The 24,303-nt window shown below is 71.9% G+C and carries 20 protein-coding genes; 18 read left to right on the plus strand and 2 right to left on the minus strand.

The features are described 5' to 3' along the window. Window positions 1–88: 88 nt before the first annotated feature. Entirely contained in the window at window positions 89–850 is a 762-nt protein-coding gene (locus ABZV77_RS38370) for a FadR/GntR family transcriptional regulator (RefSeq protein ID WP_356267280.1), read from the minus strand. A 178-nt stretch (window positions 851–1,028) separates the two neighbouring features. On the opposite strand from ABZV77_RS38370, the gene ABZV77_RS38375 reads away from it, so the two are divergent. Genes ABZV77_RS38375 through ABZV77_RS38420 form a run of 10 tightly spaced genes read left to right on the plus strand, consistent with a single transcriptional unit; the run spans window position 1,029 to window position 10,448 of the window. Beyond that, window positions 1,029–2,111, plus strand: a complete 1,083-nt coding sequence (locus ABZV77_RS38375) for a sugar ABC transporter substrate-binding protein (protein WP_356267282.1) — start codon at window positions 1,029–1,031, stop codon at window positions 2,109–2,111. Then, entirely contained in the window at window positions 2,108–3,649 is a 1,542-nt protein-coding gene (locus tag ABZV77_RS38380; RefSeq protein ID WP_356267284.1) for a sugar ABC transporter ATP-binding protein, read from the plus strand. Before ABZV77_RS38375 ends, ABZV77_RS38380 begins: the two co-directional genes overlap by 4 nt. Then, entirely contained in the window at window positions 3,642–4,679 is a 1,038-nt protein-coding gene (locus ABZV77_RS38385; RefSeq protein ID WP_356267286.1) for an ABC transporter permease, read from the plus strand. Before ABZV77_RS38380 ends, ABZV77_RS38385 begins: the two co-directional genes overlap by 8 nt. 47 nt (window positions 4,680–4,726) lie before the next feature. Next, window positions 4,727–6,112 (plus strand): L-fuconate dehydratase, encoded by a 1,386-nt coding sequence (locus ABZV77_RS38390; protein ID WP_356267288.1) that lies wholly within the window; start codon window positions 4,727–4,729, stop codon window positions 6,110–6,112. Continuing rightward, entirely contained in the window at window positions 6,109–6,864 is a 756-nt protein-coding gene (locus tag ABZV77_RS38395) for an SDR family oxidoreductase (protein ID WP_356267289.1), read from the plus strand. Before ABZV77_RS38390 ends, ABZV77_RS38395 begins: the two co-directional genes overlap by 4 nt. Next, window positions 6,861–7,916 (plus strand): aldo/keto reductase, encoded by a 1,056-nt coding sequence (locus tag ABZV77_RS38400; protein WP_356267291.1) that lies wholly within the window; start codon window positions 6,861–6,863, stop codon window positions 7,914–7,916. Before ABZV77_RS38395 ends, ABZV77_RS38400 begins: the two co-directional genes overlap by 4 nt. Then, window positions 7,913–8,227 carry an L-rhamnose mutarotase gene (locus tag ABZV77_RS38405; protein WP_356267292.1) on the plus strand — a complete coding sequence of 105 codons (315 nt, stop codon included), beginning with the start codon at window positions 7,913–7,915 and terminating at the stop codon, window positions 8,225–8,227. The genes ABZV77_RS38400 and ABZV77_RS38405 overlap by 4 nt, the downstream gene beginning before the upstream one ends. Continuing rightward, window positions 8,224–9,135 carry an amidohydrolase family protein gene (locus ABZV77_RS38410; RefSeq protein ID WP_356267294.1) on the plus strand — a complete coding sequence of 304 codons (912 nt, stop codon included), beginning with the start codon at window positions 8,224–8,226 and terminating at the stop codon, window positions 9,133–9,135. Before ABZV77_RS38405 ends, ABZV77_RS38410 begins: the two co-directional genes overlap by 4 nt. 51 nt (window positions 9,136–9,186) lie before the next feature. Further along, complete coding sequence (locus ABZV77_RS38415) at window positions 9,187–9,816, plus strand: TetR/AcrR family transcriptional regulator (protein WP_356267296.1); 630 nt, start codon at window positions 9,187–9,189, stop codon at window positions 9,814–9,816. 29 nt (window positions 9,817–9,845) lie between these two features. Further along, the gene (locus ABZV77_RS38420; RefSeq protein ID WP_356267298.1) at window positions 9,846–10,448 is read left to right on the plus strand and encodes a DUF2867 domain-containing protein; all 603 of its coding nucleotides are present in this window, start codon (window positions 9,846–9,848) and stop codon (window positions 10,446–10,448) included. A 28-nt stretch (window positions 10,449–10,476) separates the two neighbouring features. On the opposite strand, the gene ABZV77_RS38425 is transcribed toward ABZV77_RS38420, so the two are convergent. Beyond that, window positions 10,477–11,898 carry a lipase maturation factor family protein gene (locus tag ABZV77_RS38425; protein ID WP_356267300.1) on the minus strand — a complete coding sequence of 474 codons (1,422 nt, stop codon included), beginning with the start codon at window positions 11,896–11,898 and terminating at the stop codon, window positions 10,477–10,479. Window positions 11,899–12,085: 187 nt separating this feature from the next. On the opposite strand from ABZV77_RS38425, the gene ABZV77_RS38430 reads away from it, so the two are divergent. From ABZV77_RS38430 to ABZV77_RS38465, 8 genes are all read left to right on the plus strand, one after another. Next, on the plus strand, window positions 12,086–13,222 hold the full coding sequence (locus ABZV77_RS38430) for a DUF6777 domain-containing protein (protein WP_356267301.1): 1,137 nt from the start codon (window positions 12,086–12,088) through the stop codon (window positions 13,220–13,222). Window positions 13,223–13,600: 378 nt separating this feature from the next. Next, window positions 13,601–16,477 (plus strand): AAA family ATPase, encoded by a 2,877-nt coding sequence (locus ABZV77_RS38435; RefSeq protein ID WP_356267303.1) that lies wholly within the window; start codon window positions 13,601–13,603, stop codon window positions 16,475–16,477. A gap of 233 nt (window positions 16,478–16,710) precedes the next feature. Beyond that, window positions 16,711–17,364 (plus strand): response regulator transcription factor, encoded by a 654-nt coding sequence (locus tag ABZV77_RS38440; protein ID WP_356267305.1) that lies wholly within the window; start codon window positions 16,711–16,713, stop codon window positions 17,362–17,364. A gap of 7 nt (window positions 17,365–17,371) precedes the next feature. After that, window positions 17,372–18,601 (plus strand): ATP-binding protein, encoded by a 1,230-nt coding sequence (locus ABZV77_RS38445; RefSeq protein WP_356267306.1) that lies wholly within the window; start codon window positions 17,372–17,374, stop codon window positions 18,599–18,601. Between the two features lie 207 nt (window positions 18,602–18,808). After that, on the plus strand, window positions 18,809–19,849 hold the full coding sequence (gene aroF, locus ABZV77_RS38450) for a 3-deoxy-7-phosphoheptulonate synthase (protein ID WP_356267399.1): 1,041 nt from the start codon (window positions 18,809–18,811) through the stop codon (window positions 19,847–19,849). Window positions 19,850–20,229: 380 nt separating this feature from the next. Beyond that, entirely contained in the window at window positions 20,230–21,174 is a 945-nt protein-coding gene (locus ABZV77_RS38455) for a ParB/RepB/Spo0J family partition protein (RefSeq protein WP_356267308.1), read from the plus strand. A 143-nt stretch (window positions 21,175–21,317) separates the two neighbouring features. Continuing rightward, on the plus strand, window positions 21,318–23,417 hold the full coding sequence (locus tag ABZV77_RS38460; protein ID WP_356267310.1) for a SpoIIE family protein phosphatase: 2,100 nt from the start codon (window positions 21,318–21,320) through the stop codon (window positions 23,415–23,417). A 10-nt stretch (window positions 23,418–23,427) separates the two neighbouring features. Beyond that, window positions 23,428–24,288, plus strand: a complete 861-nt coding sequence (locus ABZV77_RS38465; protein WP_356267312.1) for a DNA-formamidopyrimidine glycosylase family protein — start codon at window positions 23,428–23,430, stop codon at window positions 24,286–24,288. The last annotated feature ends 15 nt before the right edge of the window (window positions 24,289–24,303 follow it).

A 24,303-nucleotide genomic window follows, 5' to 3' on the forward strand; every position in this document is an offset into this window, starting at 1 on the left:
CGGACGGCCGCGTCGGCGGGGCCGCCGGTGCGGTCGTGGGTGCGCTCGGTGTGCCGGGTGCTGTGCTGGGTGCTGTGCGGGTCAGTGATCACCCCGGGATGGTGTCAGGGCCGTCCTGATCGCGCCGCTGGTTTTCCGTCCCCTCGGCCACTTGCCCCCGCAGCCACTCCTCCACCTCGCCCACGTGCGCCGCCGCCGCGGCGCGCGCGGCCTCCGGGTCCCGTGCCACGAGGGCGCGGTGGATGCGGGCGTGTTCGCGGCGGGTGCGTTCGAAGGCGCCCTCTTCTTGGTAGCCGCGCCACACCCGGGCGCGGAACGTGCGGGACGAGAGGCCCTCCAGTATCGCGGCCATCGTGTCGTTGCCCGCCGCGAAGGCGATAGCGCGGTGGAACGCCAGATCGTGGGAGAGGATCTCCTCCGGATCGTCGGTGGCGTTCATCGCCTCCAAGTGCTTTTCCACGTCGGCCAGTTGCGTGTCGGTGATGCGTGCGGCCGCCAGGGCGGTCGCCGTCGACTCCAGGACCCTGCGCACTTCGAGGAGCTCGACGAGGCGCGGCCCGCGGGACAGGTCCGCCACCACTCCGAAGGTCTCCAGGAGGTCGCCCGCCTCCAGCTGGGTGACGTAGATGCCGGAGCCGTGGCGGGCTTCGAGGACCCCGAGGACCGTCAGCGCGCGGATCGCCTCCCGCATGGAACTGCGCGAGATGCCCAGCTGGGCCGCCAGGTCCCGCTCGGTGGGCAGGCGTTGGCCCGGTTCGAGGCTGCCCCCGCCGATCATCGCCTTGATCTGCTCGATGGCCCGCTGCGTCACGGTGCCCTTCTGCGGGGCGGACTGGTCTGGCTGGTCCACGTAACGCTCCTCCACTGGCCGAGTGCGCCGCAGTCTAGCCAGAGATGTGGTCCGACCACTACGGCCTGAAAGCGCGAAAAGTTGACGACGAGGGGTGTTGTGGGCGGCAAGTGGTCTGATAAATATTCGCGTCATCAGGTTTCCCCCCTCGTTCCCCCCTTCGATGAGGAGCCGTCAGATGGTCGGCAGGACAGTGCGCAACAGGCCCGGCAGGACGGGGACTTCGCGGGCGGTGCGTGCCGCGGCCGCGGCCGCCTGCGCGTCCCTCGTGCTCGCCGCGTGCGGTAGTACGAAGGACACCGCGTCGCCCGGCGCCGGAGGCGGCGGAGAGGGCAAGGTCGGCGTGGTCCTGCCCCTGCTGACCTCGCCGTTCTGGCAGTCGTACAACGACTACGTGCCGAAGATGGCGAAGTCCGAGGACGTCGACGCGATGAAGACCGTCAACTCCAACAGTGACCCTTCGCAGCAGATCACCGACATCAACAACCAGCTCAACCAGGGCGTGAAGGGCCTCGTCGTCGCGCCGCTCGACAGCGCCGCGATCTCCGCGGGCCTCGACCAGGCCGAGCGCAAGGGCGTGCCCGTGGTCGCCGTCGACGTCGCCCCCGAGAAGGGCAAGGTCGCGATGGTGGTCAGGGCCAACAACGTCGCGTACGGCGAGAAGGCCTGCGACTACCTCGGCGACCAGGTCAAGACCGGCAAGGTCGTGCAGATCATGGGCGATCTGGCCTCCGTCAACGGGCGCGAGCGCTCCAAGGCCTTCCGCGACTGCGTGAAGAAGAAGTACCCGAAGCTGAAGGTCCTGGAGATCCCCGCCAAGTGGGAGTCCGACACGGCCGCCGCCAAGCTGGACACCCTGCTGAACTCCAACCCGGACATCAAGGGGATATACATGCAGGCCGGTGGCGTGTACCTCGCGCCCACCGTGCAGACCCTCAAGTCCAAGGGGATGCTGAAGAAGGCGGGGGAGAAGGGCCACATCACCGTCATCTCGAACGACGGCATCCCGCAGGAGTTCGACGCGATCCGCAAGGGCCAGATCGACGCCACCGTCTCGCAGCCCGCCGACGCCTACGCCAAGTACGGCATGTACTACATCAAGGCCGCGATGAACGGGAAGAAGTTCCGGCCGGGCCCGACCGACCACGACTCGACCATCGTCAAGCTGCCCAGCGGCATCCTCGAGGACCAGCTGCCCGCCCCGCTGGTCACCAAGGGGAACGTCGACGACGCCAAGCTGTGGGGCAACACGGCCAAATGACGACGACCGAGCCCCCCACCGACCGGGCCGACACGACCCCGCTCGTCGAGGCGTCCGGCATCGTCAAGCGGTACGGACCCACCGTCGCGCTGCGGGACGGACGGCTGACCGTCCTGCCCGGCGAATCCCACGCCCTCGTCGGCCGCAACGGCGCGGGCAAGTCCACCCTCGTCACCGTCCTCACCGGACTCCAGGCCCCCGACGCGGGCACCGTCCGCTTCGACGGCGAGCCCGCGCCGCCGCTCACCGACCGCGACGCGTGGCGCCGCAAGGTGGCCTGCGTCTACCAGAAGCCCACCGTCGTCCCCGAGTTGACCGTCGCGGAGAACCTCTTCATCAACCGCCAGCCGTCGGGCCGCGGCGGCTTCATCAGCTGGCGCAGGCTCCGGTCCGAGGCTGCGGAGGTCCTCGACACCTGGGACGTGCGCGTCGACCCCGACGCGCGCACCGCCGACCTCAAGGTCGAGGACCGCCAAATGGTGGAGATCGCAAGGGCGTTGAGCTTCGGGGCGCGCTTCATCGTCCTGGACGAGCCGACCGCGCAGCTCGACAACCGCGAGATCGAGCGGCTCTTCACACGGATGCGCGCCCTCCAGGAGTCCGGCGTCACGTTCCTGTTCATCTCGCACCACCTCCAGGAGGTGTACGAGGTGTGCCAGACCGTCACCGTGCTGCGCGACGCCCGGTGGATCACCAGCGCCCCCGTCGCGGAACTGCCCAAGGGCGCCCTGGTGGAGGCCATGGCGGGCGAGGTCATCGCCGAACAGGCCAGCGCCGAGGAGGCCGTGGCCCGCGCCGGAGTGCCGGCCGACGCCCCCGTGCTGCTCGACGTCCACGGCCTCACCAGCGAGTCGTACACCGGCATCGACCTCACCGTGCGCAAGGGAGAGGTCGTCGGACTCGCCGGATCCAGCGGCAGCGGCAAGATCAACCTCGCGGAGAGCTTCGCCGGACTGCACACCCCGACCGCGGGAACCGCCCTCCTGGACGGCCGCCCCCTGCCCTTCGGCGATGTGACCGCGGCCCTGCGCGCCGGGGTCGGCTGCGTGCCCCGCGACCGGCACGGCCAGGGCCTGGTCTTCGGCATGACCATCGGCGACAACGCCACCATGAGCGTCCTGGACCGGCTCGGCCGCCACGGCTTCATCGGCACCGACACCCGGCGCCGCTTCGCCGACGACCTCATCGAGCGGCTCGACATCCACGCCGAGGGCCCCGACCAGCCCGTCTCCGACCTCTCCGGCGGCAACGCACAGAAGGTCGTCATGGCCCGCGCCCTCGCCTCGGACCCGCGCCTGCTCGTCCTCATCAACCCGACCGCGGGCGTGGACGTGAAGTCCAAGGAATCCCTGCTCGCCCGCATGGACAACGCCCGTGAGGACGGCACCGCCGTCCTCGTCGTCTCCGACGAACTGGACGACCTGCGCCGCTGCGACCGCGTGCTCGTGCTCTTCCACGGCCGGATCGTCGCCGAACACGCGGCGGGCTTCCACGATCACGAGCTGATCGCTTCCATCGAAGGAATGGACCATGGCTGACTTGAAGGCCCCGTCGGCCTCGACCACGACCCCCGTACGCCCGGGCCGCGACAAGGCCGCAGCGAAGACCGTGCTGCTGCGGCGCGCCCGCGAACTCGCCCTCGTCCCCGCCCTGTTGCTGCTCATGCTGCTCGGCGCACTGGTCAACGACTCGTTCCTGACCGAGCGGAACCTCATCTCCATCCTCGGCGCGTCCGCCGCGCTCGCCATGGTCGTCCTCGCCGAGTCGCTCGTCCTCATCACCGGCAAGTTCGACCTCTCCCTGGAGTCGGTCGTCGGCATCGCGCCCGCCGTCGGCGCACTCCTCGTCCTGCCCGCGGTCGAGGCCGGTTTCGGCACGGACCTGCCCGCCGCCGTGGGCATCATCGCCATCGTGCTGGTCGGCGCGGCCATCGGCGCCTTCAACGGCGCTCTCGTCGTCAAACTCAAGCTCAACGCGTTCATCGTGACGCTCGCCATGCTGATCGTGCTGCGCGGCCTCCTCGTCGGCGCCACCGAGGGCAAGACCCTCTTCGGCATGCCCGACGCCTTCTACACCCTCGCCACCACCACCTTCCTGAGCATCCCCATGTCGGTGTGGCTCGCCGCGGCGGCCTTCGGCCTCACCGGCTTCGTCCTCAAGTACCACCGCGTGGGCCGTTCCCTGTACGCGATCGGCGGCAACCCGGACGCCGCACGCGCCGCCGGAATCCGCGTCGACCGGGTCATGCTCGGCGTGTTCGTCGTCGCCGGGGCCCTCGCCGCGGTCGGCGGACTGATGCAGACCGGCTACGTCGGCGCCATCAACGCCAACCAGGGCCAGAACATGATCTTCACGGTGTTCGCCGCCGCGGTCATCGGAGGCATCAGCCTCGACGGCGGCAAGGGCACCATGTTCGGCGCCCTCACCGGCGTCCTGCTCCTCGGCGTCGTACAGAACCTGCTCACCCTCGCCCAGGTGCCGTCCTTCTGGATCCAGGCCATCTACGGCGGAATCATCCTGGTCGCCCTGATGATCGCCCGCGTCACCACGGGCCGCGCACAGGACTGACCCGCATCGGTCCGCCGCTTGCCCGCCCCCTTCCGGAAAGGCCTCCTGTGTCCCCGACGCCCGCCCGCATCACCGCGGTAGACACCCACGACATACGGTTCCCCACCTCGCGGGAGCTGGACGGGTCCGACGCGATGAACCCGGACCCCGACTACTCCGCCGCCTACGTGGTGCTGCGCACCGACGCCGACGACGGCCTGGAGGGGCACGGTTTCACCTTCACCATCGGCCGCGGCAACGACGTCCAGGTCGCCGCGATCCGGTCGCTGCGCCATCACGTCATCGGCCGCCAGGTCGACGAGCTCTGTGCCGACCCCGGCACCGTCAACCGCGACCTCGTCGGCGACAGCCAACTGCGCTGGCTCGGCCCCGAGAAGGGCGTGATGCACATGGCCATCGGCGCGGTCGTCAACGCGGTCTGGGACCTCGCGGCCAAGCGCGCCCGCAAGCCCCTGTGGCAGCTCCTCGCCGACGCCACACCCGAGTGGCTCGTCTCGCAGGTCGACTTCCGCTACATCGCCGACACCCTCGGCCCGGAGGAGGCCCTCGGCCTGCTCCGGGCCGGCCGCGCGGGCGCGGCGGACCGCACCGCCAGGCTCCTGGAGTACGGCTTCCCCGGCTACACCACCTCGCCCGGCTGGCTCGGCTACAGCGACGAGCGGCTCACCCGCCTCGCCCGGCAGGCCGTCGCCGACGGCTTCACACAGATCAAACTGAAGGTCGGCGCGGATCTCGCCGACGACATCCGCCGCTGCCGCACCGCCCGCGAGGCGATCGGCCCGGACATCCGCATGGCCGTCGACGCCAACCAGCGCTGGAACGTCGACGAGGCCGTCCAGTGGACGCGCGCGCTCGCCGAGTTCGACCCCTACTGGGTCGAGGAGCCCACCAGCCCCGACGACGTCCTCGGCCACGCCGCGATCCGCACGGCGGTCTCCCCGATCAAGGTCGCCACCGGCGAACACGTACAGAACCGCATCGTCTTCAAACAGCTCCTCCAGGCCGGTGCCATCGACATCCTGCAGATAGACGCGGCACGGGTAGGCGGCGTCAACGAGAACCTCGCGATCCTGCTGCTCGCCGCCAAGTTCGGCGTTCCCGTCTGCCCGCACGCGGGCGGCGTCGGACTGTGCGAGCTCGTGCAGCACCTGTCGATGTTCGACTACGTGGCCCTCGCGGGCACCACGGAGAACCGCGTCATCGAGTACGTCGACCACCTCCACGAGCACTTCACCGACCCGGTCGTGATGCGCGCGGGCCACTACACGGCCCCGACCGCACCGGGCTTCTCCGCGGCGATGCGGGCCGAATCCGTCGCCGAGTTCAGCTATCCGGACGGCACGTTCTGGGCCGCGGACCTCGCACGGGACGGCCGCGCCGCGGACGACCCCGCACCGGACCACATCTCACGGGACAAGGGAGCAGCCGCATGACCGACTTCCAGGGGCTCAAGGCCCTCGTCACCGGCGGGGCCTCCGGCATCGGCCGGGCCACCGCCGAGCTCCTCGCCGCCCGCGGCGCCGAGGTCGCCGTCCTCGACCTCGACCCGAGCGGCGTGGACAAGCCCCTGCGCGCGTACGCGGCCGACGTCACCGACGACACGGCCGTACGGGACGCCGTCGCGGCGGCCGCCGCCGACCTCGGCGGCCTCGACGTCCTGGTCAACAACGCGGGCATCGGCGCCCAGGGCACCGTCGAGGACAACGACGACGCCCACTGGCACACCGTCCTGGACGTCAACGTCCTCGGGATCGTCCGCACCACCCGCGCAGCCCTGCCCCGCCTGCGCCTCTCCACCGACGCGGCGATCGTCAACACCTGCTCCATAGCCGCGACCGCGGGCCTCCCGCAGCGCGCCCTGTACTCGGCGTCGAAGGGCGCGGTGCTCTCCCTCACCCTCGCGATGGCCGCCGACCACGTGCGCGAAGGGGTGCGCGTCAACTGCGTCAACCCCGGCACCGTCGACACCCCATGGGTCGGCCGGCTCCTGGACGCCGCCCCCGACCCCGTCGCCGAGCGGACCGCTCTTGAGGCCCGCCAGCCCACAGGGCGACTGGTCACGGCGGAGGAAGTCGCGGGCGCCATCGCCTACTTGGCGAGCCCGTTGTCCGGCGCCACCACCGGCACCGCGCTTGCCGTCGACGGCGGCATGCAGGGCCTGCGGCTGCGGTCGGTGAACCGGTGACCGCCCTGGCACGGCGCCCCCTCGGCCCCGGCAGCGTCGAGGTGACCGAGCTGTCCTTCGGCGCCGCCGGCATCGGCAACCTCTACTCGCCGATCACCGACGCGGCGGCGGCGACCGCCCTCGACCACGCCTGGAACGCAGGCATCCGCTACTTCGACACCGCCCCGCACTACGGCCTCGGCCTGTCCGAGCGCAGGCTGGGCGAGGCGTTGCGGGGCCGGGACCGCTCCTCGTACGTCATCTCGACAAAGGTCGGCAGGCTCCTCGAACCGGCCGACGAGGTGTCCGGCGACGACCTCGCCGACGGCGGCTTCGCGGTGCCGCGCACCCACCACAGGGTCTGGGACTTCAGCGCGGACGGCGTGCGCCGCTCCATCGAGTCCAGCCTCACCCGCCTCGGCGTCGACCGCGTCGACGCCGTCTTCCTGCACGACCCCGACCACCACGCCGAAGAGGCCTTCCGCGAGGGCTACCCGGCCCTGGAGAAGCTGCGCTCCGAAGGCGTCGTCGGCGCGATAGGCGCGGGCATGAACCAGGCGGAGATGCTCACCCGCTTCGTGCGCGACACGGACGTGGACGCCGTGCTCTGCGCCGGGCGCTACACGCTCCTCGACCACCAGGCCCTCACCGAACTGCTGCCCGCGGCGAGCGAGCGGGGCGCCTCGATCGTCATCGGTGGCGTCTTCAACTCCGGACTGCTCGCCGACCCCAAGCCGGGGGCCAGGTTCGACTACACCGAGGCGCCGTCCGGCCTGCTGACGCGTGCCCGTGCCCTGCGGACGCTCGCCGAGCGGCACGGCACCACGCTCCGGGCCGCCGCACTGGCCTTCCCCTTCGGCCATCCGGCCGTCGCCAGCGTGCTGGTCGGCATCCACGCACCGGAGCAGGTCACCGACGCGGCCGCCCAGTTCGCCGCCGAAGTGCCCGCGGACTTCTGGCAGGAGGCCCGGGAGGCCGGACTGCTGCCGCCGGAGGTGCCGGTCCCCGGACCGGCGCGGGAGGACGTGCGGGGAGACATACCGGGGGACGTACGGGGAAGGGACCGGCTGTGAGAGTCGCGCTGCACACCAAGGTCCGCGCCGACCGCATCGACGCGTACGACGCCGCGCACCGCGAGGTGCCCGCCGAGCTCACCGCGGCGATCCGGGCCGCGGGCGCCTCGTCCTGGACCATCTGGCGCAGCGGGACCGACCTCTTCCACCTCCTCGAATGCGAGGACTACGGCCGGATGCTCGCCGAGCTGGAGAAGCTGCCGGTCAACATCGCCTGGCAGGCTCGCATGGCCGAGCTCCTCGACGTCGTCCACGACTACTCCGCCGAGGGCTCGCAGGCCGGTCTGCCCGTCGTGTGGGAGCTGCCATGACCGGGACCGCCGAGCCCGGTGCCGCCACGACCGGTGCCGCCGGGCCCGGCACCTCCGGGAACGTGCCGCTCCTCGTCGACGCCCACCACCACGTGTGGGACCTCTCCGTACGCGACCAGGACTGGATCACGGGCGACGCGCTCGCCCCGATCCGCAGGAACTTCTCCCTCGCCGACCTCGCGCCCGAGGCCCGCGCGGCAGGTGTCGGCGCCACGGTCGCCGTCCAGACGGTGACCGTCCTCGAGGAGACCCCGGAGCTCCTGGCCCTCGCGGCGGAGAGCGACCTCGTCGCCGGAGTCGTCGGGTGGACGGACCTCACCCGCCCGGACGTGGCCGACGCACTGGCCGCGCTCCGTGCGCTGCCCGGCGGACAGCACCTGGTGGGCATCCGGCACCAGGTGCAGGGCGAGCCGGACCCCGAGTGGCTGCTGCGCCCGAACGTCCGCAGGGGCCTGTCCGCCCTCGCCGCCGCGGGCCTCGCCTACGACCTCGTCGTCCTGCCCCACCAGCTGCCCGCCTGCGCCAAGACGGCGGCGGAGCTGCCGGAACTCACCTTCGTACTCGACCACTTGGGCAAGCCGCCCATCGTGCGCGGCGCCCTCGAACCCTGGGCATCGGCGCTCCGCGCGCTCGCCGCCCGCCCCAACACCGTGTGCAAGCTCTCCGGCATGGTCACCGAGGCCGACCACGCCACGTGGACGGTGGACGACCTGCGGCCCTATGCGGACACGGTCCTGGAGGCCTTCGGACCCGGGCGGCTGATGTACGGCTCCGACTGGCCCGTCAGCACCCTCGCGGCGGCCTACACCGAAGTGCTCGACGCGGCACGGCTCCTTACGGCCTCCCTGGACACCGCCGAGCGCGGCGAGGTCTTCGGCGGCACGGCCCGGCGCGTGTACGGCCTCTGAGAACGTCCGCCCCTTGTGGCGGGCGTTTCTCTGCCGCGCTAACATACATACATGCATGTACGTAACCGTGAGAGTCAGGCCGACCGCAGTGCGCGCACCCGAAGCGCCCTGCTCGAATCGGCGGCAAGGGGCCTGTCCCGCTACGGCTACAGCCATCTCAAGCTCGAACAGGTGGCACGCGACGCCGGATACACCCGCGGCGCGCTCTACCACCAGTTCGAGGGCAAGCAGGAGCTGACCCTGGCCGTGCTCGACTGGATCGGCGAGACCTGGACGCGGCAGGTGGGCCCCCTCGTCGAGCGGGAGACCGAGCCGGTGGCGGCGCTGCTGGCTCTTGCCCGCGGCCACGCCGTCTACTGCCGACGCACCGGGGCACGGGTGGCGACCGCGCTGAGGATCGAGTTCAGCGGCCAGGACCACCCCGTCGGGCACGAGATCGAGCGCCGCTACGAGCAGCTGGTCGAGCGCTGTCGGCGACTCATCGTCGCGGGCCGCGCCGACGGCACGATCGCGCCGGGCCCGCCGGACAGGACCCTCGCGCTCGCCTTCGTCGGCGCACTCGACGGCACCGTCACCGCGCTGGCCGACCTGGCTCCGCTGGACGAACTGCTCACCGCCCGCGCCGTCGCGGGCGTACTGGGGCTCGACCCGATGGCCGTGACAGAGAGCCCATCGCCGTGACGCGGCACTGAACAGCTGGAGGTCCCGCAATGAAACTCCCCGACACCGCGCACACGTCCCGGCCCTGGCGGATCCACGAGATCACGCCGGACTTCCGCCTCTACGACGTGTGGGCGCTGCCGACACCGGGTGGCCCCGACGACTTCCCGCGGCTGGTGCGGCAGACCTCCCGCCGTGACACGTCGGACAACCCGTCGTGGGTGGCCCGCACGCTGTTCGCGATCCGCTGGAAGCTCGGCAAGCTGTTCGGCTGGGACGACCCGGCGACCGGCGTCGGCTCCCGGGTGCCGACGCTGCGCGACCGGCTGCCCGCCGATCTGCGCGACGGTCCGCGGGGGCCGGAGTTCGACCGGCTGCCCTTCACCTCGGTCTACCTGACGGAGGACGAGTGGGCCGCCGAGATGGCCAACAGCACCGTGCACGGAGTGCTGCACCTCAGCTGGGTCGAGGACGGGGCCGGTGGCCATCGAGGCCAGATGGCGGTCCTGGTGAAGCCCAACGGCTTCTTCGGGAAGGCCTACATGGCCGCGATCGGCCCGTTCCGGCACGTGCTCGTCTATCCGCCGCTGATACGGGGGATCGCCAGGGAATGGCAGGAGGGCCGCGCCCAGGACTCGTCGACCGCGACCTGACGGGCGGCGCGGGGCGACGGGCCGGACCTCAGTCGACTGGTGGGGCGATCCGTGTCGGTCCCAGGAACTCACGGACGTACGTACGCTCCCAACAGGCGCCCGTCTCGCGCAGCTCGCGCCATGTCGTGTACCGGTAGCGGTACAGCCGGGCCCGGATGTACGCGGGCGGCGCCCCGGGCGGGAACGGCGAGCTCCGCAACAGCCGCAGGGTGTCCCGGTCGCCGTCCAGCAGACGCTCCACCAGCGGGCCGAACCAGGACCGTGCGTACGCGGGGGAGAGCCCGGCGAACCACATCATCCAGTCGAGCCGCAGGTGATAGGGCGCGAACTGACGCGGCCAGCGGTGTACGTCACCGGGCTTGCCCTTGAACTCGTAGGGCAGCCAGTCGGAGTCCTCCCGCGGCACGGTGTCCGCCGTGCCCTCGACGACGATCTCCTGACGCACCCGGCCGACGCTGCCGAACGCCCCGTACGCGTTGACGAGGTGCAGCGGATCGAACGAGCGGTTCATGACCTGGTGCCGGGAGAGGAGATTGCGCACCGGCCGGTAGCTCATGGCCAGGAGCAGCGCGGCGACGGCGGTGACCACCACCTCGTACCAGACGGGGGTGCCCGCGACGTCGGGTGCCGGGTGCCAGGCGGAGAGGTCGAGGGCGGACACCGCGAGCACGATGGTGATCCAGTTCAGCCAGGAGAAGTTGCCGGACAGGACCAGCCACAGCTGCGTCACGATCATCAGGCAGGCCGCGCCCGTCGCCACCGGCCGGGGCGTGAACAGCAGGAAGGGCACCACGAGTTGGGTGAGGTGGTTGGCCGCGACCTCCATCCGGTGCACCGGCTTCGGCAGGTGGTGGAAGAGCCAGCTCAGCGGCCCGGGCATCGGCTGCGTCTCGTGGTGGAAGTACAGGCAGGTGAGCTTGCGCCAGCAGGCGTCGCCGCGCATCTTGATCAGCCCGGCGCCGAACTCCACGCGGAAGAGCACCCACCGCAGCAGGAAGAGCACGAGGACCGGCGGGGCGACCCTGTCGTTGCCCAGGAAGACCGCGAGGAAGCCCACTTCGAGGAGCAGCGACTCCCAGCCGAAGCCGTACCAGGTCTGTCCCACGTTCACGATGGAGAGATAGAGCGCCCAGGGCACCAGCCACAGCAGCATCGCGCCCCACAGCGGCAGCAGGCCGTCCGCCCCTGCGAGCAGCGCCACCGCGACCGCGCACCCCGTCCAGGAGCAGAGCGCGAAGAACCGGTCCGAGAAGTGGAGCTGGAAAAGGCTGGGGGCGTTCTGGAACGGCACCCGCGCGACGTACCGCGGCACCGGCAGCATGCCGCGCTCCCCGATGAGCGCCCGGAACTGCAGGGCGGCCCCGAGGAAGGCCACCACATAGAGCGCCGCCAGGGCCCGCTGGAAGATCAGCCGGCTCAGCCAGTACGCATCCGCCGTGAACCACTCCACGTGCCCATTGTGCTGCCGACCAGGCCTTTCCGTGCGCCGACCGGGCCCTTCCGTGCGGCGGCGGGGCCTTTGCCGTGCGCCGGGCGGGCCACCCTTTCGGCTTGCGGGCCCGGCGGAAGGCCTACAGACAATGGCGGAACACCCCTCGCAACAGGGGTCACACGGCACGGCAACGGCAGGAGAACCGGTGCGCGCACCCACCAGGAACCACGTGATCGTCTTCGCGATATCCGCGGCCCTGGCGGTGGCGGGCTGTTCCGGCGACGGCGACGAGAAGACGGCCGACGGCGGCAGTGAACTGTTCATGCAGCCGGTCGCCGCACAGGGCCCCGATCCGTTCACCGACTCCACGGCGAGGACCGACGCCTCCCCGTCGCCCGTCACCCGTTCGCCGCAGCCGTCGCCCACCGGGTCGGCGACGCCGCAGGGCACCCGCTCCATCCCGGGCGGGACGCCGGGGCTGTACGGGGGCACGCACTCCGTCGGCAGCTGTGACGTCGACCAGCAGGTGCGCTTCCTCACCGCCGACGCGGCGAAGGCCCGCGCCTTCGCCGAGGCGTCGGGCATCGACCCGGCCGCCGTTCCGAGCTTCCTGCGAGGGCTGACCCCCGTCGTGCTGCGGGCCGACACGCGCGTCACCAATCACGGCTTCCGCGGTGGATCGCCCACGAGCTTCCAGTCCGTTCTGCAGACGGGTACGGCGGTTCTGGTCGACGAGCGAGGCCTGCCCCGGGTGCGCTGCGCGTGCGGCAATCCGCTGAAGCCGCCGGTCGCGTTCAAGGGCTCGCCCCGGCACAACGGCCGCCCGTGGAACGGGTATCAGCCGACGCGGGTCGTCGTGGTGACCCCGGCGCCGCAGCCGATCGTCAACATCACCATCGTGAACATCGTCAACAACACCTGGATCGAGCGGAAGGTCGGCGACGGCAAGGCGCACCACGACCGCGCGACCAAGCCGCCGACTCCCACGCCGACCCCCACTCCCACCAGCCCTTCTCCGACGTCGCCGAGCCCGACGTCCCCGTCCCCTTCCCAGTCGAGCCCGACGCCCACGGATCCGGACGGCACGAGCCCGGACGAGACCGAGCCCGACGGGACGAGCCCGGACGAGACCGGCCCGGACGAGACCAGCCCGGACGGGACGACCCCCGGCGACCAGGAGCAGGAGCAGAGTCCGGGCCAGGGTGATGTCCCGGGCAGCCCCACCAGCCCGGACGCGGACCCCGGCGAATCCTCGACCGACTGCCCGCCGCGGACGGCGACGCCCCCGGACCCCGCGTCCCCGGTCCCGCCCGGCTGCCCCTCGCCGGTGCTGCCCTCGTAGTGCCATACCGGACAGACGGTGGGTGAGAGGGCCATGCGGAACGCGCCAATCGTTCCCCGGCCCTCTCGTCGCTGTCGCCCCTGTCGCCACTCATGTCATTTGCCCGGCCCGCGACCGGGTTCTCAAATATCGCCGAGTTCGGTCATCAGGCAAATGCGCAAGAGTTTCCGAATGATATGGAGCAGGCGCGTCCGATTGGCTGGGAAGTGGCGCATTCGCGACGGTATTGGCATGGCATTGAGTCAAATGGCGCTGGTAGTTGATTTTCAAATATGGCAGAGTCGTCCGTCGGGTGGCCGGTCAAGTCCAATGAATTGATCCAGCCGGTCTTAAGGCCGCCCGAGGATCAGCCGTCAGCCGCGGGGGAGAAGTCGGCTCATGAACGTGGTGGAACGTGGTGAAGAACTTTCGATCATGGAACACATGCTCGACTCGTGTGCGAGTGGGCATGGTGGCGTCGTTCTGGTGAGTGGCGCGGTCGCCAGTGGCAAGACCGCGCTGCTGCGCGCGTTCGGCCCGTGCGTCACCGTCGCGGGCGCACTGTATCTGCAGGCCACGGCATCGGCCGCAGAGACTGACCTGCCTCTCGGAGTCATGGGGCAACTGCTTCTCGGTGCCGGTCTGCTGGGCGCGGACGCACGGCGCGCGGCGCAACTCGTGGACCGTAGCGTGCGAACGGCCCGTGCGCGGCGGGCGGCCGGAGAACGGCCTGCCGTGGCGATGAACGAGATTCCCGAGCTCTGCGGCCTGCTGCTCGAAAAAGCCAGGGAAAGGCCAGTGGTGCTCAGTATCGACGATGTGCACCATGCCGACGGAGACTCCCTGGAATGCCTCCTCTACCTGTCGCGCCGACTGGCCGTCAGCCGCATTTTGGTCGTGCTGGGGGAGAACAGCGACTTCGTGACGGGCAATACGCGATTGCGCGTTGATTTACTGCGGCTGCCCGGCTGCCGGAATATCAGGCTCGACCCGCTCCAGCGGTCCGGAGTCGCAGAAATGATCTCCGTATTCGGTGAGCCGGGGTGGCGGACGCGCAAGCTCGTCTCCGAACTGCTCCACATGGGCGGCGGCAGCCCCCTGCTGACCCGGGCGCTGATCGAGGACCACCGTGCCACGGGCGCCGCGGCCGTCTCCTCCGCAGGTCCGGTGCCGGGCGAGGCCTTCGTGCGGGCCGTCGCCACCTGTCTCTACCGCAGCGACCTCGCCACCCGCCGCACCGCCTGGGCCCTGGCGGTCGCGGGCCCCGACATGTCGCTCGCCGAGCTCATGGAGGTGCTCGGGGCCGGCCGGGAGTCGCTCCTGCGCAGCCTGCGCGCGCTGAACGAGGCGGGCCTCCTCGACGCGGGCTGGTTCCGCCACGAGGCCGGGCGCGCCGCGGTGCTCAGAAGCCTGGAGCCCGCCGACCGCGCCCGCGTCGAGGCCCGCTGTGCCCGGGTCCTGCACGAGCACGGCGCGGCCGTGACCGTGGTCGTGCGGCACCTGATCGCGGCGGAGACGGTCGACGCGCCCTGGGCGCGGCGCACCCTGATCGAGGCGGCCGAGCGCGCTCTCGCCGACGACCAGGTCGAGCTCGCCCACACCTGTCTGCGCATCGCCCGCGACACCAGCACCGACGCACGCCAGTCCCTGGAGATACGGGCCGCGCTCACCCGGGCGCTCTGGCGCGTCAACCCGGCGGGAGTCGCCCAGCACCTGCCCGAGCTCACGGCCGCCGCACTGGACGGCAGGCTCGGCACCCGGCACACCGACGAACTCGTCGGCCACCTGCTCTGGTTCGGGCGGCCGGAGCGGGCCCTTGAGGTGCTCCGCGCGGTCGAGCGGCAGGACGCTGCGGCGCCCGGCCGGTCCGGCACCGGCACGCCCCGCCGGTACGACTGCCCGCGCCTCTGGCTGGGATACGCCTATCCGGGCCTCTCCGCCTCCGCCGTCGCCTCCCTCGGCGGGACCCCGGAGCACACGACGGCGCACGACACGACCCCACAGCACGCGGAGGCCCTGGCCCGCAGCCCGCATCAGCGGGCGGCGACCCTGGTGCGGGCCCTCCTCGACGGGCCGGGCGAGGACGTGGTCGTCAGAGCCGAGCAGATCCTCCAGGGCACCCGTCTCGACGACGGCACCGTGACGGCGCTCCTGGTCGCGCTCAACTCCCTGCTCCTCGCCGACCGGCTTGAGGCGTCGGCCTTCTGGTGCGAGACGCTGCTCAACGAGGCGGCCGAACGGCGTGCCCCGCTGTGGCAGGCGCTGCTGGCCGCGACCAAGGCCCGTATCGAGCTCAGGGCGGGCGCGCTCGTCGCGGCGCGGAAGCTGGCACGTTCGGCGCTCACGCTCGTGCCCGCGGACGGGTGGGGGGTGGCCGTCGCGGGGCCCGTGGCCATCGCCCTGTCCACGGCCACCCTCATGGGGCGGCTCGACGAGGCGGCGTCCCAACTCGCGGTACCCGTACCGGACTCGGCCTTCCAGACGGCCGACGGACTGCTCTACCTGCGGGCCCGGGGCCACTACTACCTCGCCGCCGGGCGTCCCTACGCCGCGCTCGACGACTTCCTCACCTGCGGAGACCTCATGCGGCGCTGGCGATTCGACCTGCCCGCGCTGGTCCCCTGGCGCACCGACGCGGCCGAGGCCCATCTGTCGCTGGGCGACGGCGAGCGCGCCCGGGCCCTGGCCGAGGAGCAACTGGCCCTGGCGGGGCGGGGCAACGGCTGCGCACGGGCCGTCTCGCTGCGGGTGCTCGCCGGGACGCTGAAGGCCGCACACCGGCCGCCGCTGCTCGGCGAGGCCATCGAGATCCTGCGGGACCGTGGACACCGCATCGAACTGGTCCGCGCCCTCGACGAGTCGGCCCGTACTCAGCGCGAGCTCGGCAAGGTCGGCCGGGCCAGGGCGCTGGCCCGCAAGGCGCAGCGGCTCGGGGGGGAGTGCGGGATGCCCGTGCCGCCGTCCGCGGCCGATGCGAGCAGTCCGCACCCCGCCGAACAGCCGTGGTCGTCCGGGAACCGCCGACATCCCGACGAACTCAGCAACGCCGAACTGCGTGTGGCCACGCTCGCCGTCCGTGGCCACACCAATCGCCAGATCGCCGACAAGCTCTGCATCACGATCAGCACCGTCGAACAGCATCTGACGCGCGCCTACCGGAAGTTGGCCGTCCAGCGGCGTGCGGACCTCGCGGCCAAGATCGGTCCGGTGACGGGGCCGGGGGACAGCGAGGAACCAGGGACGCACGACGCCTGCGACCGGCTCCACGTGGGCTAGCGACCGGACATCTGTCATGTGTCCGTCTCCCCCTCGGTGAGGCCCTGGCCGCCGTTGCGGTGGCGCGGTTCCGTTTCTACGCGGCGGGCGGTCACACCGCGGTCCGAAGATCTGTGACCGGCACACAGGAACTCCCGCCGGGCTGTGACCGGTGCGTGACGGCCGTTCGGGCACCGTGGACTTCATGATCAGCGCCTGCGGAATGACGAGGGGCCCGCGATGAGGCCGCCGCGATGAGGGTCCTGGTGGCCGAGGACCACGCCGAACTCGCCCAGTCGGTGGCGCGGGTGCTCCGCCGCGAGGGCATGGCGGTCGACGTCGTCCTCGACGGCGCCGACGCCCTCGAACGCACCTCGGTGGTCGACTACGACGTGATCGTCCTCGACCGGGACCTGCCCGCCGTGCCCGGCGACGAGGTCTGCCGAAGACTGGTCGAACAGCCCGTGCACGCACGGGTGTTGATGCTGACCGCGTCCGCCACCATCGCCCACCGCGTGGCGGGCTTCAGCCTCGGCGCGGACGACTACCTCCCCAAACCCTTCGCCTACGCCGAACTGGTGGCCCGCATCCGGGCACTCGCCCGCCGCTCGCAGGCCGCGCTGCCCCCGGTGCTCGTACGCGGCGACCTGAGACTCGACCCGGCGCAGCGGGTCGCCTCGCGCGCCGGGGAGCGACTGGCGCTCACGCCCAAAGAGTTCTCGGTCCTCGAATACCTGCTCGCGGCCCAGGGCCGCGTCGTATCGGCCGAGGAGCTCCTGGAACGGGTGTGGGACGAGGCGACGGACCCGTTCACCACCACGGTCAAGGCGACGATCAACCGCCTTCGGCCGAAGCTCGGCACCCCGCCCGTCATCGAGACCGTTCCTCGGGGCGGCTACCGGATTTGAGGGGCCCATGCACCTGCCCTCGCGGCGCGCGGGCGTCCGCCTCACGCTGCTGTACGGCGCGCTGTTCGTCGCCTCCGGGGCGGTCCTGCTCGCCCTCACGTATCTGCTCGTCGCCCGGTTCCCCGCGGACCGTGTCCTCGTCGACGGGACGGGCTCGGGCGCGGGCGTCGGCCGCTCCGGCGGCGGACTGCCCGGCGCGCAGACCGCGGCCCGCTCCGGCGACGTCATCGGACAGCTGCAGGAACAGGCGCTCCGTCAGCACGCGGCCCAGTTGCGGCAGGTGCTCGTGCAGTCGGGCGTCGCACTCGCCGCCATGCTGGTGGTCTCGGCCGTCCTCGGCCGACTGGTCGCCCGCCGTGCGCTGCGCCCGCTGTGCGCGCTGACCGGCACCATCCGGCGCATCTCGGCGGACACCCTCCACGAGCGGCTTGCCGTCCAGGGACCGGCCGACGAGCTCAAGGAGTTCGCCGACACCGTGGACCGGCTGCTCGGCCGTCTGGAAGCCGCCCTCGACTCCCACCGGCGCTTCGTCGCCAACGCCGCGCACGAGCTGCGCACCCCGCTCACCCTGGGGCACGCGCTCCTCGAGGAGACGCTCATCGACCGCGAAGCCACCGCGGAAACGTTCCGGGCCAACTCCGAGCGGCTGCTGGCGATCAGCGAACAGCAGGCACGCCTCCTGGAGTCGCTGCTGGCGCTCGCGGGCAGCCACCGCGGCCTGCTCCACCGCGAGGAGCTGGACCTCGCACGCGCCGCCGAGTGGGCGCTGCACGTCTCGCGCCCGGAGACCGAGCGGCGCGGGCTGCGGGTGGACACCGCCATCGGGCCCGCGCCCGTCCTGGGCGACCCGGCGCTCGTGCAGCGCCTGGTGTCCGACCTCGTGGACAACGCGGTGGGCCACAACGCACCCGGCGGCCGGGTGGAGGTCACCACCGGCTGCCGGGACGGACATGCCGTCGTCGCGGTGGCCAACACCGGCGACCGGGTGGCGCCGGAGCGGGTCGACCGGCTCTTCGAACCCTTCCAGCGGACGGGCCGCACGGCCGGTGACGGCCACCCCGGTCTCGGCCTTTCGATCGTGCACGCCATCGCCCTCGCCCACGAGGCGGTGATCAGCGCACGCGCACGCCCGGAGGGCGGTCTCGCCGTGGAAGTCGCCTTCCCGCGGCGGGTCGGAGAGCCCGGCGCTGCGGCAAGGGATATTGCGCAGTTGGACAAGGGTGCCGGACTCCATTGAGGAAAAGCACGGACACCTCCTACCGTGGTCGCCCGACGTAATTCCCCGACGGGTCACGTACGGATTCCGGAAAGTTTTCCTCCGGAAAGTCCGGGGCTTGTGGACAGCGGCGGACGGATTTCCGTTCCGCCCTGGGGACAGCGCGTATCCGAGACCGGTCCCGCCTTGCCGGGGCCTCATGTGCGGGAGGATCCCTTGGTTGTCGTGATGGCTCCGGAGGCCACGCAGGAAGACGTGGACGCGGTCGTCGACCTGGTCCGCACGGCGGGCGGGGACGCGTTCGTCAGCCGAGGGGTGACCCGTACGATCGTCGGGCTCGTGGGAGACGTGGGCGCCTTCGGTGCCCTCAACCTCGCCCATCTGCGCGGGGTCCTGGACGTGGTACGCATCTCGGTGCCGTACAAGCTGGTCAGCAGGGAGCACCACCTCGACCGCTCCGTGGTGAGCGTGGCGGGCGTCCCCATCGGTCCCGACACCCTCACCGTGATCGCGGGGCCCTGCGCGGTGGAGACGCACTCCCAGACCCTCGCCGCCGCCCGGATGGCCCAGGCCGCGGGCGCCGCGCTGCTGAGGGGCGGGGCTTTCAAACCGCGCACGTCGCCGTACGCGTACCAAGGGCTCGGCGAGCGCGGCCTGCGCATCCTCGCCGACGTGCGGCAGGAGACGGGGCTGCCGGTGGTGACCGAGGTCATCGACCCGGCAAGCGTCGAACTCGTCGCCCCCTACGCCGACATGCTGCAGATCGGCACCCGCAACATGCACAACTTCGCCCTGCTCCAGGAAGTGGGCGCGAGCGGCAGGCCCGTGCTCCTCAAGCGCGGCTTCGGCGCCACCATCGAGGAGTGGCTGATGGCCGCCGAGTACATCGCCCAGCGCGGCAACCTGGACATCGTGCTCTGCGAACGGGGCATCCGCACCTTCGAGACCGCCACCCGCAACACGCTGGACATCAGCGCGGTGCCGGTGGTCCAGCGCCTCTCCCACCTCCCGGTGATCGTGGACCCCTCGCACTCGGGCGGCCGCAGGGACCTCGTCCTGCCGCTGACCCGGGCCGCCCTCGCGGCCGGTGCGGACGGCGTCATGATCGACGTGCACCCCGAGCCGGGGACGGCGCTCTGCGACGGCGACCAGGCCCTCACCCGGGCCGAGATCGACGAGGTGGCGGACGCCGTCGGGGCCCTGTCGCCACTGATGGGCCGCACCCTTGCGCGGTCCGCCGCCGGTGCGCAGGCCGGTAGGGGTGAATAGGGGTGGCTGAGCCCATGGATCGCCATCAGTGAGGGGTACCAGCGCGGAAAGCGCGTTGTTAAGGTGAACATGCCCGGCCGGGGAAATGCTCCTGCGGCCGGACGGTACGGATTCCGTGAATTTCCGGAATCCGATTGCGGTGGTTGAAGACGTCGAGGGGCGCACACGTGCGCGCCGCACCCTTCGCCGTGATCCGGGAGAGCACGCCTGCAGAGCGCGCAACGCATTCATTTCAGGGGCCCTCGACCAAGGGCGAACGCGTGCGCGGCGCGGCGGTGCGGCATGACCGGTCGGCGTGCAGGGGCGCGCACACGGGGGACATCAGAGCTTTAGGGGGAGTTGAGTTGGCAACACCCGGGCACGAAGAGATCGACCGATTAATGGTCGTCGAAGTCGAGATCGGCTCGCTTTCGACGGCTGATTCACCGCGGACGTCCGGAGTCGATCCGGAGCACGTCCAGGCACTGGCGGTCGTACAGACCCCGCTGCCGCCCATCACCGTGCACCGCCCGACGATGCGGGTCATCGACGGCCTGCACCGCTTGCGCGCCGCCGAACTCCAGGGACAGCGCAAGATCGCGGTGCGGTACTTCGACGGCGCGGAGGACGACGCCTTCGTGCTCGCCGTGGAGTCGAACGTCACCCACGGCCTGCCGCTGACCACGGTGGACCGCAAGCGGGCGGCCGCCCGCATCATCGCCACGCACCCGCAGTGGTCGGACCGGATGATCGCCTCGGTCAGCGGCATCGCGCCCGGCACCGTCGCGGACATCCGCAAACGCGCCCCGGGCGGCCGCGACGGCGAAGAGAGCCGGATCGGCCACGACGGCCGGGTCCGGCCCATCAACGGCGCCGAAGGGCGCAGGGTCGCCAGCGAGCTCATCGCACAGAACCCGGCCCTGTCGCTGCGCCAGGTGGCCCGCGTCGCGTCGATCTCGCCGGAGACGGTACGGGACGTACGCAACCGCATGATGCGCGGTGAGGACCCCGTGCCGCAGCGCGGGCGGCGGACGAGCGGCGAGGACCACGTCCCCGCCCCCCGGGTCGCCCGCCCCTCGGCCGTGCCCGACCGGGACGCGGCCCAGGACCGTGCCGCCGCGGTCAAGCGGCTCAAGGCCGACCCGGCCCTGCGCTTCAGCGAGATCGGCCGCACCCTGCTGCGGCTGCTCAACATCCACACGATCAGCATGGAGGAGTGGGACCAGATCATCGAGAAGGTCCCGCCGCACTGCAGGGGCATCGTCGCCTACCTCGCCGGCGAGAGCGCGGAGATGTGGACGGAGGTGGCGATGCGGGTCCAGAGCAAGGTCGCGGAGACGGCCTAGCGGACACAGGAACGGATCGCACGGTGTCCAAGTGGGCGGGGCCCGCGGTTGGACGGCGGAGCCCTGCCCGCCCCGGCCGGGCCCCGCCCCGCGCGCCGCGGCTCCCGCGTGCGCGCTCGGGGGCCTCCGCCTAGCGTGGGCCCATGGAGCACGACCCGGCGGGGCAATGCCGCTGTGGACAGCCGGCCGGGGAACCGGCCGGCTGTTTCCTCGCGCTGTACGGGGCCGCGCTGCGCATGGGCCGGTTCGACTGGGACCTCGACACGGGCCGGATGACGATGGACGCCACCGCCCACGAGGTCTTCGACGTACGCCCCGAGCAGTACGACAACCGGCCCGAGACCCTCGCCTTCCGCGTGCCGACCGTAGAGGGGCACCGTCTGGACCAGATCGTCTCGCACGCCCCGAAGGACGGCAGCGACACCTACGGCGCGTACTTCCGGATCCGCTGCGACACCGGCGCGCTGCGCTGGACCCACACGCAGGGCTGCATCCAGCGGGACGCCACGGGCCGCCCGCGCCGCATCGTGGGCCTCGTCAGGGACGCCACCCGGGAGCTCGGCGACAGCCCGGCCGCACTGCGCGAGCGCGCGGACGAGGAGGCCGAGCGGCGCCGCACCACGAGCCTCGTCCAGGGCACCACGGCGGCGCTCGCGCACGCCCGCACGGTGCGGGACGTCATCGACGTGCTGCGGGACACCCACGGCCTCGCGTACCTGGGCGCCTCCAACCTGGTGATGGGCCTCGTCGAGGCGGGACGGATCCGGCTCGTCGCCGAGGGGCCCGTGGGCAGCTTCGTGCCCGGCACCCGCCTCACGGGCGTCGACGAGGACTACCCGATGAGCGAGGTCGTGCGCACCCTCGCGCCGCGCTACATCGAGACGGCCGACGACTTCGCGGAGTCCTATCCGCTGCTCTGGCCGCACATCGACGAACTGGGCATCACCGCGGCCGCCTATCTGCCCCTGATCGCGCAGGCCCGCCCCATCGGCGTGCTCGGCCTGCTCTACCAGGACAAGACCGGCTTCACCGAGGACGAGCGCAATGTCCTGGTCGCGCTCGGCAGCAGCATCGCGCAGAGCCTGCAGCGCGCCATGTTCTACGAGCAGGAGAAGGACCTCGCCCAGGGGCTCCAGCAGGCGATGCTGCCCCGCACCATCCCCGGCGTGCCCGGCGCAGAGATCGCCGTGCGGTACCGCTCGGCGGCGCTCGGGCGGGACATCGGCGGCGACTGGTACGACGTGATCCCGCTGCCCGGCGGCCACGTCGGCGCCGTCATCGGCGACGTACAGGGCCACGACACGCACGCCGCCGCCGTCATGGGCCAGCTCCGCATCGTCCTGCGCGCCTACGCCGCGGAGGGCCACACACCCGCCACCGTCATGGCCCGCGCCTCCGGCTTCCTGCACGAACTGGACACCGAACGCTTCGCCACCTGCCTCTACGCCGACGCCGACCTGTCGACCGGCGTGGTCCAGTTCGTCCGCGCAGGCCACCTCGACCCGCTCCTCCAGCGCGCCGACGGCTCCTGCGGCCGGGTCCCGGTGGACGGCGGCCTGCCCCTCGGCCTCTCGGCGGAGTTCGGCCAGCTCGACTACCCCGTCACCACCCTCGAACTCGACCCGGGCCAGACCCTGTTGCTCTGCACCGACGGCCTCGTCGAGGAGCCCGGCGCCGATCTGGACGACGGCATGCGGGCCTTGGCGGAGCTCGCCGCCGTCGGCCCCCGCGACCTGCAACGGCTCGCCGACCGGCTCTGCGGCATCGTCGACGGCCGCGGCGGGGACGACGACGTCGCGCTCCTCCTGCTGCGCCGCCGCACCCACGACACGCCCCAGGCGGGCGGCCGCCTCCGGCAGCACGTCGCACCGAGCGACCCGGAGGCCCTCGCCGAGGCCCGGCACATGATCAGGGCCGCGGTGCGGGCCTGGGGCGCGGGCGAACGCGCCGACGAGATCGAGCTGGTGGCCGACGAAATGATCACCAACGCCCTGATGCACACCGACGGATCCGCGGTCGTGACCCTGCGCGTCCTGACCGGTACCGAGCGGCGGCTGCGCGTCGACGTCGAGGACTCGTCGAGCGCCCTGCCCCGCCGCCGCGACGCGGGCGAGTCCGGGGTGTCGGGCCGCGGCCTGCTCCTGGTGGACCGGCTCGCGGACGTGTGGGGCGTCGACGCGCGCGGCGGCGGCAAGTCCGTGTGGTGCGAGTTCATCGTGCCCGCCGCGGAACCGCGGGAGTGAGCGAGAAGACATGCCCGAACTGCCGGAAGTAGAAGCCCTGCGGGAGTTCCTGACGGACCATCTGGTCGGCCGGGAGATCGTGCGCGTACTGCCCACCGCCGTCAGCGTCCTGAAGACGTACGACCCGCCGCCCACCGCCCTCGAAGGCCGCACGGTCACCGCCGTGCGGCGGCACGGCAAGTTCCTCGACATCGACGCCGACGGGACGCACCTGGTCACCCACCTCGCCCGCGCGGGCTGGCTGCGGTGGCACGACAGGCTCCCCGAAGGCGTGCCGCGCCCGGGCAAGGGCCCGCTGGCGCTGCGCGTCGCCCTGGAGACAGGGGAGGGTTTCGACCTCACGGAGGCGGGCACCCAGAAGCGCCTCGCGGTGTACGTCACCGAGGCGCCGGGGGAGCTGCCCGGCATCGCTCGGCTCGGGCCCGACCCGCTGGCCGCCGGGTTCGACGAGGCACGGTTCGCGCGACTCCTGGAGGGCGAACGGCGGCAGATCAAGGGGGCGTTGCGCGATCAGAGCCTGATCGCGGGCATCGGGAACGCGTACAGCGACGAGATCCTGCACGCGGCCCGCATGTCCCCGTTCCGGCTGACATCGAGCCTTACCGAGGAGGAAGTCCATGGGCTGCATGTGGCGCTGCTGGCTACGCTGACCGAGGCGGTGGAGCGCTCGCGCGGAGTCGCGGCGGGCCGTCTCAAGGCGGAGAAGAAGAGCGGCCTGCGCGTGCACGGCCGCACCGGCGAGCCGTGCCCGGTGTGCGGCGACACGATCAGGGAGGTGTCCTTCGCCGACTCCTCGTTGCAGTACTGCCCGACCTGCCAGACGGGCGGGAAGCTGCTCGCGGACCGGAGGATGTCGCGGCTGCTGAAGTGAAGGGCCGCGGAAGTC

This window comes from Streptomyces sp. NPDC004732, assembly GCF_040609235.1.
In the GTDB taxonomy this organism is placed as follows: domain Bacteria; phylum Actinomycetota; class Actinomycetes; order Streptomycetales; family Streptomycetaceae; genus Streptomyces.

Bases quoted from the DNA above. Each gene is read 5' to 3' on its own strand.
- ABZV77_RS38375 (WP_356267282.1), top strand. From the start codon at position 1,029: ATGGTCGGCAGGACAGTGCGCAACAGGCCCGGCAGGACGGGGACTTCG.
- ABZV77_RS38380 (WP_356267284.1), top strand. From the start codon at position 2,108: ATGACGACGACCGAGCCCCCCACCGACCGGGCCGACACGACCCCGCTC.
- ABZV77_RS38385 (WP_356267286.1), top strand. From the start codon at position 3,642: ATGGCTGACTTGAAGGCCCCGTCGGCCTCGACCACGACCCCCGTACGC.
- ABZV77_RS38395 (WP_356267289.1), top strand. From the start codon at position 6,109: ATGACCGACTTCCAGGGGCTCAAGGCCCTCGTCACCGGCGGGGCCTCC.
- ABZV77_RS38410 (WP_356267294.1), top strand. From the start codon at position 8,224: ATGACCGGGACCGCCGAGCCCGGTGCCGCCACGACCGGTGCCGCCGGG.
- ABZV77_RS38415 (WP_356267296.1), top strand. From the start codon at position 9,187: ATGCATGTACGTAACCGTGAGAGTCAGGCCGACCGCAGTGCGCGCACC.
- ABZV77_RS38420 (WP_356267298.1), top strand. From the start codon at position 9,846: ATGAAACTCCCCGACACCGCGCACACGTCCCGGCCCTGGCGGATCCAC.
- ABZV77_RS38435 (WP_356267303.1), top strand. From the start codon at position 13,601: ATGAACGTGGTGGAACGTGGTGAAGAACTTTCGATCATGGAACACATG.
- ABZV77_RS38440 (WP_356267305.1), top strand. From the start codon at position 16,711: ATGAGGGTCCTGGTGGCCGAGGACCACGCCGAACTCGCCCAGTCGGTG.
- ABZV77_RS38445 (WP_356267306.1), top strand. From the start codon at position 17,372: ATGCACCTGCCCTCGCGGCGCGCGGGCGTCCGCCTCACGCTGCTGTAC.
- aroF (WP_356267399.1), top strand. From the start codon at position 18,809: ATGGCTCCGGAGGCCACGCAGGAAGACGTGGACGCGGTCGTCGACCTG.
- ABZV77_RS38455 (WP_356267308.1), top strand. From the start codon at position 20,230: ATGGTCGTCGAAGTCGAGATCGGCTCGCTTTCGACGGCTGATTCACCG.
- ABZV77_RS38460 (WP_356267310.1), top strand. From the start codon at position 21,318: ATGGAGCACGACCCGGCGGGGCAATGCCGCTGTGGACAGCCGGCCGGG.
- ABZV77_RS38465 (WP_356267312.1), top strand. From the start codon at position 23,428: ATGCCCGAACTGCCGGAAGTAGAAGCCCTGCGGGAGTTCCTGACGGAC.